The following is a 17,958-nucleotide window of genomic DNA, read 5'->3' as shown; positions in this document are numbered from 1 at the left end:
AGGTGGTACAGCGACAAGACGCCCTATTGGATCAAGTGATCTAATGGGGCGTCTTTTTGTTTTCTTAATCATGCTGTTATTGGATTTTTGACGAAAGGAGAATTTTATATGAAAGTGTCAAAATCCAAACTGCTGTATGTAGCTATCGCAAGCTCTTTTACAATTTTATCAACTGCTTGTGGTGCTAAGAAAAATGATTCGAGCAATCAGACCATTAAGTTTTCACAGACTGTTCCTCATAAGCCGATTAAAAAGGGAGGAACCTTAACCTATGCCTTAGAAAACGAATCACCGTTTACTGGAATTTTCTCTGCTGAAATTGCAGATACTAGTCCTGATTCTGAAGCAGCTGCTCCTGGTGATGAACCATTGTTTGATATTAACGATCATTATCAAATCACTAATAAGGGAGCGGCAAGCTTAAAGCTGAACCATAGTAACAACACTGCTGAAATCAGAGTTAAAAAGAAAGTCCGCTGGTCAGATGGAAAGCCAGTAGTTGCTAAAGATTTAGAATATGCTTACGAAATTTTAGCTAATCCTAAAGTCCAAACAACTCAATATACTTCTTCTCTTGAAAATATTAAGGGAATGGCAGACTACCATTCAGGGAAAGCCAAAAACATTTCAGGAATCGAAATGCCAGATGGTCCTAACGGGAAGGTCTTAATACTTCATTTTAAAGAATTAAAACCAGCAATGATGAATTCAGCTAATGGTTTTTACTGGGAACATGCTGCTCCTTATCATTACTTAAAGCATGTTCCGTTCGAAAAACTAGTTTCTAGCGACCAAATTAGAAAACATCCCCTATACTTTGGTCCTTATAAAATGGACAAAACCGTTCAAGGACAATCAACTAGTTGGTCAAGAAATCCGTATTACTGGCGCGGAGAACCAAATTTTGACCATATCTATATGTCAAACATTACTAATTCTAATGTTTCACAAGCAATTAAAAGCAGAAAATTCGATGTTGCAGGTGTCTTAAGTTCTCAATGGGAACAAGTAAAAAATACTAAAGACGTTAACTTCATTGGTAAAAAGACTTCTAATTATGACTACTTAGCCTTCAAAGTTGGCAAATGGGATGCAAAACTAGGTAAAAACGTAGAAAATCCTCATGCTAAAATGAATAATCCCGCTTTAAGAAAAGCAATGGCATATGCCATGAATGTTGATGTCATCAATAAACGTTTCTACCATGGATTAGATTTCAAAATCAACTCCCTAATCCCTTCACAATTTACTCCTTATTATGATAAAAATATTCCAGCTTACTCATATAATTTAGATAAAGCAAATAAATTACTAGACAAGGCTGGTTATAAAAAAGCACCTGGTGCACTTTACCGGAGTCAACCAAATGGCAAACCATTAGTAATTAACTTAGCTGTTCGGGGATCTGGTGAAAACAGTGAAGCTATCTGGCGTAATTATATTCAACAATGGAAAAAAGCTGGTTTAAATGTTAAGTTTCTTGGAGGTCGTCCGATGGAGTTCAATCGCTGGGTAGCTGCTGTTAAATCAAGCGACCCCAAGATTGATGTGCTTGAAGGTAGCTGGGAGGCTTCGGGTGATCCTTCTCCAAGCGTCTTCTATGGTGAAAAAATGCCGTATAATTTTGCACGTTTTGTTTCTCCCACTAATACTAAGTTGTTAGATGAAATTGACTCGGCAAAATCTTTTAATAAACAATACCGTGTTCAAAAATTCCATGAATGGCAAAGATGGATGTATAACAAAGCTTATGTAATTCCAACTAGCGGTGCTTACTCAGTGACAGCGGTTAATAGTAAAGTAACTGGTTGGTCATTAAAGCCGTCTGTCAATGTTTGGTATGAAGCAGGTTTTAGTAAATAAATATCATTAATGTACTTATAAAAATAAAAACAATATCGACTTGTCCTAAAAAAGGAAGCTTCACTCATCTGACGCTTCCTTTTTTTATTCATCAATTTTTACATAGCGACCACGTTCATCAACAACACCCTTGAAATGATACATTTTACCGTCTTGAGTTTGAAAATCCCCTAAATCGATCTCACCGTACGCTTTATCAGAATTAGTAATTTTCACATCATTAAAGGAATGCTCAAAAAATTTCCTAGCAATCTTACTTTTGACTCTGACATCTCTTGATCGTTCAAAAGCAGCAGCTAGAGTAAAACCTTTATCAAGTTGTTCTTTAATAAAAACAATTAAGTATAAAGTCGATAAATTATATCTTCGTACTCCACTTTTATCATCGGCAACTGGTTTAATATAGCCTTTTTCTTCCCAATACCTTAATTGTCTTTGCGAAACCCCAACTACTTTACTGACTTCGCCAATTCCCACCTCAACATTTTGAAAAACATTATGCAATATCTTTTTTGATTCCATTGTTCAATCCCTACCTCGTAATCTTATTATAGTTTAATAGCTTATGTTAATTTTGACAACACATACGTAATATTTTGTTACTTCTATGTAAAATTATTTGACAAGTATTTTATTTAAGAATATAGTTTTTATAGTTTGTAAGATTTTTTAACATATGGAAAGGAATTTTTAAATGGATAAACAACCAACCGATATTCATGGTAAAACCTATAACCGAAATTTATTGGTTTTAGTTTTAATTATTGGCTCTTTTTGCACGGTCTTAAACGGAACTTTACTCTCTACAGCACTACCTTCAATTATGCGTTCCTTTCATATCAGTACTGCAACTGCCGAATGGCTTTCAACTGCCTTTTTGTTAGTTAACGGTGTGATGATTCCAATCTCAGCCTGGTTGATTAATCGTTTTGGCTCAAGAAAAATGTATTTGACAGCAATGTCCGTTTTCTTTATTGGAACAGTTATAGCAGCTATTGCACCAAATTTTGGAACTCTACTTACTGGGAGAATTATTCAAGGCCTTGGCGTAGGGGGCACGATGCCACTCCTTCAAACAATTATGTTATCTATTTTTCCTGCTAATAAGCGTGGAGCTGCCATGGGAACAGTTGGAATTGTCATTGGTCTTGCACCTGCTATCGGTCCAACTTTGTCTGGATGGATTGTTGATAATCTTTCCTGGCACTATTTATTTAGTATTATCGCTCCAATTGCAGGCGTTGTTATTATCTTTGCTTTCTTTTTAATTAAGGATGTACTTCCAACTAAGAAAGAAAAGATTGATATTTGGTCAGTAACATCTTCCACTGTTGGCTTTGGTAGTTTGCTTTATGGTTTTTCAGAAGCAGGAAATAAAGGCTGGACTAATCCAGAAATTTTAAGTTTTATTGGTGTAGGCATTGTTTTCGTTATTCTTTTTGGTATACGTCAATTAAAAATGAAAGATCCTTTTTTAGATATCACTGTGTTCAAACATTTTGAATTTTCTTTAGCAGCCGCTTTAAGCGGTATTACTAACTTAGCAATGGTCGGTATTGAAATGGTTCTTCCATTATATATTCAGAATTTACGTGGTGAATCTGCCTTTCACTCAGGATTAATACTTCTTCCTGGTGCCTTAATGATTGGAATCATGTCACCAATTACTGGTCGTTTATTTGATAAATATGGAGCACGCAAAATGGCAATTACGGGAATGACTCTATTAACTTTAGGTACAATTCCATTTGTATTTTTAACGGAACAAAGTTCCTATACAATGATTATCATTCTTTATGCTATTCGGATGGTAGGTGTAGCTTTAGTAATGATGAATGTTACAACTTCTGGAATGAATTCATTACCTCTTGATAAAATTTCACACGGAACTGCAGTGAACAATACTTTCAGACAAGTATTAAGTTCAATTGGTACAGCTATTTTAGTATCAATCTTAACAACAACTACTACAAACAACATGCCAAGCAAAACCTTACTTCATACTTTACCACTCCAATACAAGGAAAAAGCAATTAGTGCTACATTAGATGGTTTCCATGCTTCATTTGCGATGAGTATTGCTTTTGCTTTAATTGCTTTAGTACTTGCTTTCCTTTTAAAGAAAGGTAATCGTGCACATGAAAATCAAGAAGAGGTGAATGGATAAATGATAATCATAGTTTTAATTCTAGCAGCGCTACTATTTATTTACTTTAACGTCATCCCTGGCAAAGGACATACTTTTGCTGCATGGATTTCATTAATAGTTACCTCTCTTTGCATACTAGGAATTGTTGCACATGATTATAATCACTGGGGAATGAAAACCGAAACACAGACAGTTAACCATAGTTTAGTCTCAAGCGCTACTCCTAATCTTCCCCTTCTTCTTTACCGACCTTTAGGTAATGGAACAGAAAAGATATATTTATATAAGACTAATGATAGTCAAAAAAAGCTTAAAGCTATAAAATTAGATAAAGTTTCAACAAAAATCAATCATAGTAAAAAGCCTACGCTTCAAATCAAAACAACGCGCTATGTTTATAGCGATAATTTTAGTAAAATCATGTTTAGTGTCTTTGGACATAATAACGAATTAAAACAACGAAAATATATTTTTGCAATTCCTTCAAATTGGAAGGTCATTTCAACCAAAGATATGCAAAAATTACAAAAACAAATGAGAGAAAGAATGCAAGCAAGGAAAGCTGCTGTTCTTCATTAGAAAATATTTTTTATAGTAAAAAAGGACGTTTTATAAAGACGTCCTTTTTGTTTTACCTAATGCTCTTCAGAAGAGCTTTTTTAAGTTGATATTATTTAATAATTATCTTTCTAAAAGCAATTTAAAAAGATAATACCCTCAAGATGACTTTTCATTTACTAATCCTTAATTTTTAGCATCTTATCTAATTCTACACGAGGAGCACGATATTCGTTTACTCTAGTTGCCATATCTGCATATCCTAAAGCAATTCCCATTCCTAGCCATTCCGAATCTGGAATATTCATAATTTCTTTTACAGATTCTGGGAATTTTACTATTTCATAAGCTGGCATCGAATCTATTCCTATTCCTCTAGCAGCTAACATTAAGGTCTGTCCAAAAGCACCTAGATCATAATCTGACCATTGGTTTGAATCTTTAGGAATAGTTAGATAACAAATCGCAGGTGCATCATAGAGTCTAGTTTGCAATTCTGAGCGTGTAATACCAGTTAATTCAGGATTTTTCCAAAATTCAGCAGTAGCCTCATTATGCTTTAACATATTTTCTCTTGGAAACTTTGCCCAATCATCTCGATGAGTAGTTGGCCAATCAGGAGCTGATTTTACACCATTTTTAACATTTTCGGTATGACGCTTTTTAATTGCTTCTAATGTACTACCCGTAGCAATATAAACCTTCCAAGGTTGTGAATCTACCCAAGAAGGGGCGTGCTGCGCTAATTCAACTATTTTTTCTAAGCTTTTTTTAGAAATTTTGTCGTTTGGATTAAAAAGACGAACTGCATGCCTCGTTAAAATTGCTTCTTCCACTTCCATGTCTTTCTACCTTCTTTATTAACTCGATAACCTAATTCTAATACTTTTTCTTCATAAATAAAAAGCTACAACCATTTCTGATTGTAGCTCAACATGATCTAATGAAGAAAAATAAATTGTTACACTTCTTAGGAGGAGAAGTTTCGATCAGTTACTTATATCTTAGTTCAATTATTGCTATTTGTTAAATCGTATTTTAAGACGTTGAAAGATCAATCTATTATTTAGAAGACTTATTTGCTTTAGAACTAACCTTGATTAAATCGGCAATTTGATTAATATCAGCATTATTTTGGGCAGTAATCAAATCTTTATTAGATCTAGGATAATCAATAACTTGCCCATGGTTTGCAGCAAAAGCCTGCAAGAAAAGTTTACTGCTTCTACCATTTCCCTCTCTAAAGGGATGCAAATAGTTTAACCTATCAAGTAAAAAAGCATAGTCAGTATTTGCAAGTTCCTTTTTACTAGCTAATTGTTTCATTTTTTCATCTATCTCTTCAATCCCAAATTTTATGCGGGAATATTCTAAAAATTCAGTCTCACCTTTTGTTAACTCATAATCTCTAATTTGACCAGCCCAACTATATAACCAACCAAACATAATTTTATGAATTTTCTTCAGGTCTTCAACACTAGTAATCTTTTTATTTTTTCTCAAAAAAGCAAGAGCACGAACAGCAGACCCTCTATACTCTCTTTGGGCTAATTCAGTCGGATCAGTAATATTAAGCTTATTTTTTAGCGTTCCGTTTGGATACAAAAATTTCTTGCGATACCATTCTGTATCTCTCACTTCTTCATTCATCTTCCTCACCCCAAATCTGATTAATTTCAGTTTGAAGTTCATTAGAAGGATTAATTGCCTCATCGAGTAATCTTAAAACATCCTCTTCATCTGGCTGCCAGCCTTCTAAGTGTTCACTTTCGATAACAAATCTAACTTGTTCGTAAATTTCTGGATCCTCAATATAAATTCCTTGAATCATTTGATTAGAATCATTAATTTTCAAAGAATAAACTGGATCAAGTAATTCTAACAAATCTCCTGGACGCATGTTTAAAGAAGATGATAAGGCAGATAAAACTGAACTTGACCAATTATTAGGATTTTCATGAAATGCATTTTCTAAGTCTTGTTCTCTTAAATCATTTTTTTGAGAAATATCTTTTAAAGTAAGTTGATGGTTCGTAAGTAAAATTGATATTTTTGATAACATGATTTTCCTCGTTAATCTTTAACCTACTCTTATTTTAAATCAAAAGTATTTATTTTCATCAAAAAATACTTAAATCGAAAAAATAGCGAAACAGTACTATTAAATATACTGATCCGCTATTTTCATTATTTATTTAAAATTTTATTCAACCGTAACACTCTTAGCTAAGTTACGAGGCTTATCTACATCTAAACCTTTATCCTTAGATGCATAGTAAGCAAGAAGTTGGGCAGGTACAACCGTTAATAAGGCTGACATGTAGTAGTTAATTTCTGGTAAAACTACATCATCACTTTCTCTAGCAAAATCTTTACCAACAATCGTAATAATATTAGCTCCACGAGAAACAACTTCTTGAATATTCCCGCGAGTTAAATCAGCGGTTGCAGAATCGTTGATTAAAGCAATCACTGGGGTTCCCTTTTCAATAAGTGAAATAGTACCATGTTTTAATTCTGCTGCTGCAAAACCTTCAGTTTGAATGTAAGAAACTTCTTTAAGTTTTAATGCACCTTCAAGTGCAACTGCATAATCAATTCCACGTCCAATATAAAATGCATTACGAGAATTAATTAAGTACTTATCTGCAATTTCTTTTAATTTCTCTTTGCTATCAACAAGTTGTTGCATTCCTTCAGCTGCAATTGCTAAATCATGTTTCAAATTCCAGTTTTTAGCTTCTTCTTTATTAAGAGCTTCCCCTAATGCTTTAGCTAATACAGCTTGTACAGCAATTTGAGCAGTATAAGCCTTAGTAGAAGCGACAGCAATTTCAGGACCAGCTTCCAATAACATTGTGTAATCGGCTTCTCTAGATAAAGTAGAACCCTCTACATTCGTAATTGTTAGACTTGGAATATTGCGTTTATTCACTTCTTTTAAAACAACCCGGGAATCAGCAGTTTCTCCTGATTGAGTTAAAAAGATAAAGAATGGATTTTTACTCATCATTGGGAAATGATAGCCCGCTTCAGAAGCTAGACCCACCTCAGTTGGAATGCCAGTGTAATGCTCTAATAATGTTTTACCTACTAAACCAGCATGATAACTAGTTCCAGCTGCATAAATATAAATACGATCTGCTTTTGAAATAGAATTAATAATTTGCGGATCAACTTTTACAGCTCCATTTTCATCAAAATAAGTTTGAGAAATTTTACGCATTACACTTGGTTGTTCATCAATTTCCTTAAGCATGTAAAATTCATATGTTCCCTTTGAAGCAGCATTAGGATCAATATTCAATACGTGAGGTTTACGTTCAACTTTTTCGCCGTCAACAGTTTCAATAGTATAAGAATCTTTGGTAATATCACCAACATCACCATCTTGTAAATCGACAAAAGTCTTAGTTTGGTCTAAAACAGAAATTGCGTCAGAAGCAATGATGTTAAAGCCATCGCCAAGACCTAACATCATTGGTGATTTATTTTTAGCAATAAAAACATGGTCCGGTTCAGTATTATCAACTAAGAGGAAAGCATAGGAACCTTTAACAAGCTTTAAAGCTTCCTTAAATGCGGAAAAGCCGTCTAAATTTTTTTCACGAGCAATTTTACCAATTAATTGAACAACTACTTCAGTATCAGTATTTGAGCGAAATTTAACATCTTGTAGGTACTTCTCTTTTAATTCAGCATAGTTTTCAATCACGCCATTATGAACTAAATAAAAACGTTTGCTTTCATCAAAATGAGGGTGGGCATTATCTACAGTTGGTTTTCCATGAGTAGCCCAACGAGTATGACCAATTCCAACTAAGCCCTGCTCATCTGGAGTTAATTTTTCTTTTAAATTAGAAATTCTACCAACTGCCTTGGTTAAATATTCATTTCCATTTAAGTCATTTAAATATATACCTGCTGAATCATAACCACGATATTCTAGGTTAGTTAAGCCATTTAAAATAATATCTCTAGCAGGTTTTCCAACCACACCGACAATTCCACACATAAGTTTTTCTCCTTTGGTATAGTTCATTTAAAATAAATGGACTATCTTTAATTCGTTGTTATGTTAGTAATAATAACCCTATAATTCAAATTGGTCAAGAAGTTTTATTTACAATTGGTCTATATCAAAAAGAAGGAAAATTGTACAAAAAAAGACGCTCCATACGGAGCGTCATATCAGTGATTTGGGTGAGATTCGAACTCACGATTATACATATTATTATATATCTAATTTTGATATAATTATTTTTGGCAACTATTACCTCCCATCGAAAGGAGGTGAGCGTCTTGAAAGACTTCCTTACTTCGGTTGTCGCCCCTATCCTTGTGGGGATAGTGCTTGCACTATTCGATCACTGGTTAGATGATCGGCATAACAACCGTAAACATTAATAGTTGCCTTTCTACCCTCAACGCTTAGAAGGTTGCACTAAGCGATAAAAAAAGCATTACCTTTTGTAACGACTAGGTAATGCTTTTTGAGTGCTTGAAATATTAACTTCCTTACTTCGTTGCAAGTAAAGTATAACATGTTTGAAACTCATTATACAACTTATTAATTAACCTATCGCAAAAAATACTACTACAGAAAAATATGCTTGGGGGGCATTTTGAGAATCTGGAGGTAAAATAAAAAATTGTACAAAAAAGACGCTCCATACGGAGCGTCATATCAGTGATTTGGGTGAGATTCGAACTCACGACCCACGGTTTAGAAGACCGTTGCTCTATCCAGCTGAGCTACCAAACCAATTCCTTAACAGAACATATTCTAGTATAGGGAAAAGGATGGTAGATGTCAATTATTTTTCGAAAAAATTTTTATTTTTCGAAAAATATCTTATTACTATTTATATCAACTTATAATGCATACTGGCATTGTATATTCCATCTTTATTAATATCAGTAGTTACATAGTCTGCGATTTGCTTAACGTGCTCTTCTCCATTACCCATAGCAACTCCAACTTTAACAGCTTTAAGCATCTCTAAATCATTTTCACCATCACCGAACGCCATTGCATCATCTAAAGTTTGATTCTGTAGCTCAAGATACTTTTTAATACCAGCCAACTTACCACCATTTTTTGAAATGATATCTACTGCATATTCATTCCACCAACTTAATTTACAATTAGGCAATTCATCAACCAAAGTCTTTAATTCATTGCGATCTCCGTAGGCAATAAACTGATAGACTTCTTCACCATGATATTTGCCAATTGGCGCAACTTTACTAGAAACTGCCTTTTGAGCAGCAACGACTTGATCAGTTACAAAATTAATGTATGGTCCTTCTTTACCAATAGTAGTAATAGGGACCCTTTTTTCTTTAATTAGTTCAATCATCTTTTCAGTATCTACTTCATCGATTGGATTACCAAAAAGTTCTTTTCCATTTTCATCTAAACAGAGCTGTCCATTCATCGTCACATAACCATCAAATTTTATATCTTTGACCGGCAATTTCTTTAATTGACTCATATCACGCCCAGTAGCTAGTACAAGTTTTATTCCATTTTCACGTAAAAGCTCCAGTGTCCTTTTAGTACTGCCTGGTACGCTATCTGTCTTATGAGAAACTAATGTCCCGTCAACATCAAAAAAGATTGTTTTTATCAAATTATGTCACCCCCCTATTTCATAAATTATACCAAAAATGCGCTTTCAAAACTGAAAGCGCATCTTTTTGTAGATTTAATTTTTATTTTTAATCAACAGCCTTAGCAATTGCCTCATTAACTGCTGCTTGTTCTTTCTTAACCAAATTCACTTTAGTTTCAATGACCTTAGTATCCATCTTAATTTCACGAGTTAAGCCTGGAGTATTAATCTTTGGTTCAAAGAAGTCTTTGAATTGATTCAATCTTTCTTCAGTATGGAACACATTTGCAGTAACAGTGATAAATGTTGCAAATTCCATATCGCCACCAACAGTTGCTTCAAGCCATGGCCACTCTAATCTAATCCAATTCCAAGCTTGTTCTTGACCAAATGGGTTAGCTAAAACATTACGGTACCATGCACGTAAATCTTGTGGCTTAACAATTTGAGCATCCTCAAAATCATCGACAATTGCATCAACAATTTCAGGCATTTTAGTTGAAGTAATACCAGCACAAAGATCTTGTTTCAAACTTGCATCTGAAGTTTCTTGATATTTCTTAAGCAATTTATCAAACAAAGTCATATTGCCAAAGTTCTTAACTTCATTAACTAAAACTGAACTTCTAATATCAGCCGAAATATTTTCTAAATTATCAGAATTTTCTGAATAAATCGCATGCAAGCCATCAATTGTATCATCGTTATTTGCATATAGCGAAGCTGCCACAACATATGGTCTAGTTAGATTGTCATCATTAGATTCACCAGCTTTTGGAAGCAACCCTAAACGCTTAACTTGTTTTTCAGAAAGTAAATTATAAAGCTTCTTTAATTGCTTTTCTTCATCTGAACCTGGAGTTACAAAATTACGTAAAGTAGACATAATTCTGTATAAAGCATTATTAACAATTGGTGAAGTAGAATCTGCAAACTTAGGAAGAAGGGGAACAATATCTGCATAAGACATTTGACCACCTTCTGCTAATAATCTGAAGTCTTGCAATAATTGTAATTTATCAACTGCATCTAATTCATCGATATGACTTAGGATATCATCAAGCAATGTTTGATCATACTTAACAATGAAGTCTGAATTATTACCTACATTTAAACGGAATGGAACCCCATTATTAGCAAGTAAATCATTGTAGTCACCAACAACTAATTTTTCATCCTTCATGATCTTAGGGACAGCAGCATAGTTAGAATTCAAAGGAATTTGCCACTTACGACCTTCATCTTTACCTTCACCGATAAAGAATTGTTTTTGAGTTAAAACTAACTTACCATCTTCAACTTTTGCGTTTACTACTGGGTAACCTGGTTGTTCAAGCCAAGAATGCATAATTGCACCAATATCTAAGCCACTTGCTTCACCAAGTGCCTTCCATAAATCGTCACCTGTTGCATTACCATATTTATGAGCTGCAAAGTAGTTCTTCAGTCCTTCACGAAGAGCCTTATCACCTAATAAAGCACGTACCATGACCAACATTCTTGAGCCCTTTGCATAAACAATAGCCGAGTCAAACAAGGCATCGATTTCAGCAGGATCGTTAACCATAACGTGAACTGATTGAACACCATCAGTAGCATCTCTTTGAAGAGCAGCCGGAACTTCAGAAGTTTGGAACATTTCCCAGATCTTCCAATTTGGTTCTAAAGCGTCTATTGCTACATACTCCATCATATTAGCAAAACTTTCATTAAGCCATAAGTTATCCCACCACTTCATAGTTACTAAATCACCGAACCATTGGTGAGCTAATTCATGAGCAATAACTGTAGCTACTAATTGTTTCATTTTTAATGAGGTGTTATCTGGATCAAGCAATAAGTATGCTTCACGATAAGTTACACAACCCCAGTTTTCCATCGCACCAGCTGAAAAGTCTGGAAGAGCTACTTGGTATGAATGCTCTAATGGATATGGTGTTTCATAGTAATCTTCATAGAATTCAATTGAACGCTTAGCAATATCTAGGGCAAAATCTAATTCTTTTGCTTGGTGTGCTCTTGTAGCAAAAACACCAATTTCAACGCCAGACTTAGTCTTAGTAAGTTTTCTTTGCATATCACCAAAGACAAAGGCAACTAAGTAGCTAGACATACGTACAGTTGGTTTAAAGTAGTGAACACCGTCTTTAAATTTTTCTTCTGGTTGATTAGAAATAATTGTTTCGCCAGGCTTTTCATCAAACTTAATTGCTAATGCAAAAGTAGCCTTAGCTTCTGGTTCGTCAACACATGGGAATGCTTGACGAGCAAAAGTAGTTTCAAATTGGGTACCTACTAATTGCTTCTTTTCACCATCAACTTCGTAATAAGAAGGATAAATGCCCATCATTGTATCAGTTAATTTACCTTCAAAGTCAACTTCAATCTTCATTTTGCCAACTTTTCCAGCCTTAATATTAACTACTTCATCTTTATCGTTATAGTCAAAATCAGCTTTCTTTTGATCTACTCTAACAGATGTGATCTTTAAGTACTTCTGATTTAATTTAACTAATTCTTCTTGAGCATCTCCGACTACAACAGTCTTACCGTGAAATCTCTTCTTTTCGCGACTAATATCCAAATAGATATCATAGTGATCAGGATGAAAAGTTTCATAAAAGCGTTTAACTTCTGCCATATTATGACCTCCAATTTTTTAACTTCTCAACTATTTATTATAAGAAATTAAAATCTTACTTACCAGTTTTTGGATTAAATTAAAAACAATTTAGGTGATTCAATATATTTTAAAATATTGTTTAATTCTTCTTTTATGCAATTAAAACTAGTAAAATAAAAATTAAGAGAAACAGAAAAAAAGGAGTGTTCTTATATATATGAAATATAATCAATACGGCTATTTAAAAATCGATTTTGACCAAATGGTTAAAGAATTAGAATCTATTAACTTCTTACCTAATGATTGGAAAGAAAATAGTTTTTCTGGCCTTTTAGCAACGCTAGTTGAAAACTCCATTGCCGAAGCCAAAACTTATGGTGCAAAAGAAGCTAAATTAGCAGAATTTGCAGTTAGTGATCATAAAAATTTAAAAGAATTTTTAGTTGAAAATCCTAATTCAATTTCACGTAACCAATTTTATAATGTTGGCTTGCAATTACTCGGCTATCATGTTGGCTACGATTATGATTTAAATGATCCACTAGCACGAATGAAGGCTAATGCCCTTCCTTATACTGATCAAGAAGAAATTGATCGTAATGAATTAGTTAAAGTTTTCTACCGCCTACTTAACACTCGAGCTAAAAATGGCCAAACTTTCATTGATAATATGGCTGGTAAGGGTTACTTCACCCAGTTTTACGGTAATAATAAATTTATGTACTTTAATGGGGAGTCACTCCCAGTTTTTGATATGAGTAAGGTTATTCGTGAAGTGGTCTACGTTGAAAGTGATCTTGATACTGATGAAGATGGTAAGCCTGATTTACTTCAAGTAACCGTCTTTCGTCCCTACCAATCAAACAACTTTAAGTTTCCTGCACTCTACACAGCTGATCCTTATTTTGGCGGCATTATTGCTAATGAAAAACGTAACCACAATGTTGATGTTAACTTAGAAGACGCTACTAAGAGTACTTACCCTAAATATGAAGCAATGCCAACTGCTAAGGCCAAAAAGCCAGCTAGCGAAGATCAAGCAGCAACCGAAGAAGCAGTTCATAAAGCAGCTTACTCTTTAAATGAATACTTACTTGCACGTGGATTTGCAAACGTTTATGCAGGTGCAATCGGAACCCGTGGTTCAGATGGTTTAAGAATTACGGGAGCTCCTGAAGAAACTGAATCTGCTAAAGAAATCATTGAATGGCTTCATGGCGACAGAATTGCTTATACCGACCGTACCAGAAAACACGAAACCAAAGCTTCCTGGTGTAACGGCAATATCGGAATGACTGGTCGTTCATACTTAGGAACACTTCAAATTGCAATTGCTACTACTGGGGTAGCTGGACTTAAGACTGTAGTTTCAGAAGCTGCTATTTCTTCTTGGTATGATTACTACCGTGAACATGGACTAGTAGTTGCTCCAGAAGCTTGCCAAGGTGAAGACTTAGATATGCTTGCTGAAACTTGCCAGTCTAATCTTTGGGATGCAGGCGACTATTTAAAGATCAAGCCTAAATTTGATGCTATGCAAAAACGTCTTTTAGAAAAATCAGACCGTGAAACTGGTCAATATTCTGATTTCTGGGAAGCTAGAAATTACCGTCACCATACAGACAATATCAAGTGTTCTTGGATCTCAGTTCATGGTTTAAACGACTGGAATGTAAAGCCAAAGAATGTTTACAAGATTTGGCAAAAAGTTTCTAAACTACCAATTGCTCATAAACTATTCTTGCACCAAGGTCCTCACTATAATATGAACAATCTTTTATCCATTGACTTCTCTGACTTAATGAACTTATGGTTCTGTCATGAATTATTAGGTATTAAAAATAATGCTTACAAGCAATGGGAAGATGTTATGATTCAAGATAATTTGCAACCAGATATCTGGCATGAAGAACCAACTTGGAATAATGAATTAGGAAGCAAAGAAATTTACTTCCCTGATAAAAAAGGTAACCTCTTAAAAGATGGCGGTGAAGATAATGATAAAGTTTCATTCACCGACCAAGGAGGTAAAGTATTTAAAGAAGCTAAAATTTCTGAAAGTAAATGGCAATATGACTTTATCTCTGGTAAAGAAAAATGGCTTAACCAACAATTACGTTTTGTAACCGATGAATTTATTCATCCAGTAACTGTAGTTGGTCGCCCTAAGATTAAGATGAGTGTTGCTAGCTCTCTTCCTAAAGGACAAATTTCTGTTGCCTTAGTTGATTTAGGAACCAGAAAACGGCTTACCCCAATTCCTAAGTCATTTAATGATCAAATTCAAGAATTAGGCTACCGTTTTGGTACTGAAGTAATGAAAGAATTTGTTCCTGACGAAGAAACAAAAGCTAAGTTAATCAGTAAGGGGCACATGAACGTCCAAAACTACGCTGATATGAAACATGCAGAAAAAATTGAACCTGACAAATTCTATGACTTAGAATTTGAATTGCAGCCTACCTTCTATCGCTTACCAGCTGGTGCAAGATTAGCCTTGATTGTCTATTCAACCGATCAAGGGATGACTAAGCGTCCACTTGAAGATGAAACTTATACAATTGATTTAGATAAGACTCAATTGATCTTTCATGAAATGTAAAAAAGAGATAATTTAGATGGAAACTTCAAGTTCAACCATATATTGGATTCATTTTTAAGATGATAATTAAAAAAATATAATATATACAAAAAAGCAGCTAGTCTTCACACCTGAAAACTAGCTGTCTTTTTATCTTGTATTAAATTTAATAGTTAAAGAAAGATTTAGTAAAGTTACCAAAAATAGTTTGTGCCTGACTAATAACTTGATTCTTAAGAATTAAACAAACTACACCTGCTACTACTAGCATAATTATCACATAGATAGTAACACCCCAGAAAGAATCACGATTCTCTCCATGCCCTTCGCAAATAGAAACTGCCCCGGCAATTAAAAAGAGCAAGCCAGCAAATAAGGCTAAAAGACTAATAATTGAAATTAACCCTTTATAATCAATAAAGCTTAAAAGCGTTACGACTAAAACTACAATGGCATTAATATTACTTAATTGAACAATCTTATTGGTATAATCTAAAAATGCTGGACTTTTTTCATTAACAAATTTATGAGCAAAATATGATCCAACAACTACTCCAGCTCCTAATAGGAAAACTGCTAAAAACAAATCAATTGTAAGGCTATGAAATACCTGGTTGAAGTTATTTTGAAATTCAGTATTGTTCGAGGTATTGATTCCAGTAATTTGAATTATGGCTTTCTTAATTCCAAAGACGGTTCCCCAGATGAAAAGAACCATTTCAATTAAAATAGTAAAAATTCCATACCATTTTTCGCCTTTTTGATTGGCACTTGGCGTTTTCCAAGAAGTAAGAAACCAATTCCACAAGCTATCTTTATCAAAATTTTTAACTGCTGCTGTAACTCTTGAAAATGTTTCATTTTCTTGCAGTTTATTTACTGAATTAGACTTAGACGAATCCTTAGATTGACTATTTAGATTCTCTTGATCGTTTGCCGCAGAAACATTTCTAAGATCTGTTCCACAAACAGTACAAAAGTTTACATCAGCTTCCATTTCAGATCCACAATTTGGACATTTCTTCACAATAAATCCCACTTTCTATTTTCTTAACATATGTATGTCATTCCACTGTTTATTTTTGTATCTTTCAGCTTTAATCATCATTGTCTGAATCAGAATCACTATTGGTATCAGTATCACTACTACTGTCTCCAGTAGTCACTTTATGATCTTTAGTTAATTTACCTGTACCAATCTTTTTAATTTTAGCACCTGATTCATTTTTTTCATTAGTTAAAACGGCATTTGTATATTGCATTACTTGAACACGATCATAATCATCATGAACAAAGGTCCATTTAACGCTATAAGTTACTTCAGATGAATTATTATCATATGGCGTAATTGATTGAACACTTACTTCTGATTCAATATTACTAATATCATCTTGATCCTTATAACTATCAATCATCTTCTTCATTTCAACATAGTCGCTATTATCGCTACCATCGACGAATTGGTCTGGATCAGGAATATCAAAAGCATCACTTAATACGCTTTTTGCGTCATCCTTATTTACTAAACCTTTCCATTCAGGTTTAATTACATACTTATTACCATCTGTACTAATAGTATCAGTGCCATCAGACGCATAATCAAGACCTTCTGAAAGATTATCAATAGTTTTCGATTGAATAGTTCGATTATTTACGGTAGCACGAACATAAAGATTCATATTACCAGAAATTGGATATTCTTTCAGAAGTAATTTTCCCTTGCTATTTAATGTTCCAACTTTCTTATCATTTATGTAAACAATTCCATTGGGCAAACTTTTAATTTCAAGTGTTTCAGTCTTAATATTTAAATTGACCGTTTTATTAGACCAAATATCTGTTTCAGCAGTTGTAGAAAGTTTTCTTCCTTGAACTGTTGATTTAATTGAAAAGTCATATTGGCCTGGTAAAATAGGTTCCAATTTCTTTGAATAATCGCTTGCACTACCTGTTAGTTTTCCAATGTTTTTACCATCCATTTTCACTTCTGAATTTGAATGGTTAGTACGGACTGTTGGTGTAAATGCTGGAACTTGCAACTTATATTTGGGAAACAACAAAAAATATCTGCCAGTTTGTTCAAAGTTTACACCATAACTATCAGTTTGATGCTCAAACGCATAAATTGCATTATCTGCTTGTGTTTTATGATTAGAATAATACCTTTGAAGTGGTTTAACATTTTCATCTGTAACCTTCAAATCAGGATCAGTAGAAGTAATATACTGACTTACCTTTTTATTTGGATCTTTCAAAGCAGAAACAATTCTTCTCACTTGATTATGTTCACTATAATAACTAGATCCCCATGCATAGAAACAAACAAATAAGACAGCAAGCACGCCAACAATGCTAAGAATAATTTTATTACGTTTACTCATTGGTTTCTTTTTTGAGTGCCGAATTTGCGAGCGAGTTTCATCCCCATTTTTCTGAATTATTGGCTGTGATGGTTTTGAAATCTTTTCTTTCTTTAATTTATAACCACAATTTGGACAGAAGTCTGCTTCTCCTTTTATTTCTTTACCACAATTTGGACAAAATTTTTCCATTTCTTACCCCTCCC

At 33.9% G+C, this 17,958-nt stretch carries 14 protein-coding genes, 1 tRNA gene and 1 other annotated feature (1 of these 16 only partly in view); of the genes, 5 read left to right on the top strand and 10 right to left on the bottom strand.

Going from position 1 to position 17,958, the window contains the following annotated elements:
* Positions 1-29: a binding site (T-box leader), on the top strand; it begins 211 nt to the left of the window's first position.
* A gap of 79 nt (positions 30-108) precedes the next feature.
* On the top strand, positions 109-1,863 hold the full coding sequence (locus H1A07_RS03305; RefSeq protein WP_210145346.1) for an oligopeptide ABC transporter substrate-binding protein: 1,755 nt from the start codon (positions 109-111) through the stop codon (positions 1,861-1,863).
* 84 nt (positions 1,864-1,947) lie between these two features.
* On the opposite strand, the gene H1A07_RS03300 is transcribed toward H1A07_RS03305, so the two are convergent.
* Complete coding sequence (locus tag H1A07_RS03300) at positions 1,948-2,385, bottom strand: MerR family transcriptional regulator (protein WP_057718933.1); 438 nt, start codon at positions 2,383-2,385, stop codon at positions 1,948-1,950.
* A gap of 172 nt (positions 2,386-2,557) precedes the next feature.
* Between H1A07_RS03300 and H1A07_RS03295 the strand changes: the two genes are divergently transcribed.
* On the top strand, positions 2,558-4,030 hold the full coding sequence (locus H1A07_RS03295; RefSeq protein WP_210145345.1) for an MDR family MFS transporter: 1,473 nt from the start codon (positions 2,558-2,560) through the stop codon (positions 4,028-4,030).
* Entirely contained in the window at positions 4,031-4,591 is a 561-nt protein-coding gene (locus H1A07_RS03290) for a DUF4811 domain-containing protein (RefSeq protein WP_210145344.1), read from the top strand.
* 158 nt (positions 4,592-4,749) lie between these two features.
* Here the strand turns inward: H1A07_RS03290 and H1A07_RS03285 are convergent, their stop codons facing one another.
* The 4 genes from H1A07_RS03285 to glmS form a co-directional block, all read right to left on the bottom strand.
* Complete coding sequence (locus H1A07_RS03285) at positions 4,750-5,412, bottom strand: nitroreductase (RefSeq protein ID WP_210145343.1); 663 nt, start codon at positions 5,410-5,412, stop codon at positions 4,750-4,752.
* Between the two features lie 220 nt (positions 5,413-5,632).
* Positions 5,633-6,220, bottom strand: coding sequence for a Fic/DOC family protein (locus tag H1A07_RS03280; protein ID WP_094503240.1), 588 nt, complete (start codon positions 6,218-6,220; stop codon positions 5,633-5,635).
* Entirely contained in the window at positions 6,213-6,632 is a 420-nt protein-coding gene (locus H1A07_RS03275; RefSeq protein WP_210145342.1) for a helix-turn-helix domain-containing protein, read from the bottom strand. Before H1A07_RS03275 ends, H1A07_RS03280 begins: the two co-directional genes overlap by 8 nt.
* Positions 6,633-6,773: 141 nt before the next feature.
* Positions 6,774-8,585 (bottom strand): glutamine--fructose-6-phosphate transaminase (isomerizing), encoded by a 1,812-nt coding sequence (glmS, locus tag H1A07_RS03270; RefSeq protein WP_210145341.1) that lies wholly within the window; start codon positions 8,583-8,585, stop codon positions 6,774-6,776.
* 278 nt (positions 8,586-8,863) lie between these two features.
* Here glmS and H1A07_RS03265 point away from each other — a divergent pair, with 278 nt between their 5' ends.
* Entirely contained in the window at positions 8,864-8,977 is a 114-nt protein-coding gene (locus H1A07_RS03265) for a type I toxin-antitoxin system Fst family toxin (RefSeq protein ID WP_210145487.1), read from the top strand.
* A gap of 284 nt (positions 8,978-9,261) precedes the next feature.
* Here H1A07_RS03265 and H1A07_RS03260 read toward each other — a convergent pair.
* The 3 genes from H1A07_RS03260 to H1A07_RS03250 form a co-directional block, all read right to left on the bottom strand.
* Positions 9,262-9,335 (bottom strand) — tRNA-Arg (locus H1A07_RS03260).
* A 100-nt stretch (positions 9,336-9,435) separates the two neighbouring features.
* Positions 9,436-10,206 (bottom strand): Cof-type HAD-IIB family hydrolase, encoded by a 771-nt coding sequence (locus H1A07_RS03255; RefSeq protein WP_210145340.1) that lies wholly within the window; start codon positions 10,204-10,206, stop codon positions 9,436-9,438.
* Between the two features lie 88 nt (positions 10,207-10,294).
* Entirely contained in the window at positions 10,295-12,829 is a 2,535-nt protein-coding gene (locus tag H1A07_RS03250) for a M1 family metallopeptidase (protein ID WP_210145339.1), read from the bottom strand.
* A gap of 199 nt (positions 12,830-13,028) precedes the next feature.
* Here H1A07_RS03250 and H1A07_RS03245 point away from each other — a divergent pair, with 199 nt between their 5' ends.
* Positions 13,029-15,413 (top strand): Xaa-Pro dipeptidyl-peptidase, encoded by a 2,385-nt coding sequence (locus H1A07_RS03245; protein ID WP_210145338.1) that lies wholly within the window; start codon positions 13,029-13,031, stop codon positions 15,411-15,413.
* Positions 15,414-15,558: 145 nt separating this feature from the next.
* Here H1A07_RS03245 and H1A07_RS03240 read toward each other — a convergent pair whose 3' ends face one another.
* Together H1A07_RS03240 and H1A07_RS03235 are read right to left on the bottom strand one after the other, a co-directional pair.
* Positions 15,559-16,419 (bottom strand): zinc-ribbon domain-containing protein, encoded by an 861-nt coding sequence (locus H1A07_RS03240; protein ID WP_210145337.1) that lies wholly within the window; start codon positions 16,417-16,419, stop codon positions 15,559-15,561.
* 70 nt (positions 16,420-16,489) lie between these two features.
* Positions 16,490-17,944, bottom strand: a complete 1,455-nt coding sequence (locus tag H1A07_RS03235; protein ID WP_210145336.1) for a zinc ribbon domain-containing protein — start codon at positions 17,942-17,944, stop codon at positions 16,490-16,492.
* Positions 17,945-17,958 lie beyond the last annotated feature (14 nt).

This window comes from Lactobacillus taiwanensis, from assembly GCF_017894345.1.
Lineage (GTDB): Bacteria > Bacillota > Bacilli > Lactobacillales > Lactobacillaceae > Lactobacillus > Lactobacillus taiwanensis.
This window is presented reverse-complemented; position numbering and strand designations above follow the sequence as displayed.

Excerpts from the sequence above, each read along its gene's own strand:
- H1A07_RS03245 (WP_210145338.1), top strand. The coding sequence starts at position 13,029 with ATGAAATATAATCAATACGGCTATTTAAAAATCGATTTTGACCAAATG.
- H1A07_RS03275 (WP_210145342.1), bottom strand. The coding sequence starts at position 6,632 with ATGTTATCAAAAATATCAATTTTACTTACGAACCATCAACTTACTTTA.
- H1A07_RS03305 (WP_210145346.1), top strand. The coding sequence starts at position 109 with ATGAAAGTGTCAAAATCCAAACTGCTGTATGTAGCTATCGCAAGCTCT.
- H1A07_RS03280 (WP_094503240.1), bottom strand. The coding sequence starts at position 6,220 with ATGAATGAAGAAGTGAGAGATACAGAATGGTATCGCAAGAAATTTTTG.
- H1A07_RS03235 (WP_210145336.1), bottom strand. The coding sequence starts at position 17,944 with ATGGAAAAATTTTGTCCAAATTGTGGTAAAGAAATAAAAGGAGAAGCA.
- glmS (WP_210145341.1), bottom strand. The coding sequence starts at position 8,585 with ATGTGTGGAATTGTCGGTGTGGTTGGAAAACCTGCTAGAGATATTATT.
- H1A07_RS03290 (WP_210145344.1), top strand. The coding sequence starts at position 4,031 with ATGATAATCATAGTTTTAATTCTAGCAGCGCTACTATTTATTTACTTT.
- H1A07_RS03300 (WP_057718933.1), bottom strand. The coding sequence starts at position 2,385 with ATGGAATCAAAAAAGATATTGCATAATGTTTTTCAAAATGTTGAGGTG.
- H1A07_RS03250 (WP_210145339.1), bottom strand. The coding sequence starts at position 12,829 with ATGGCAGAAGTTAAACGCTTTTATGAAACTTTTCATCCTGATCACTAT.
- H1A07_RS03285 (WP_210145343.1), bottom strand. The coding sequence starts at position 5,412 with ATGGAAGTGGAAGAAGCAATTTTAACGAGGCATGCAGTTCGTCTTTTT.
- H1A07_RS03295 (WP_210145345.1), top strand. The coding sequence starts at position 2,558 with ATGGATAAACAACCAACCGATATTCATGGTAAAACCTATAACCGAAAT.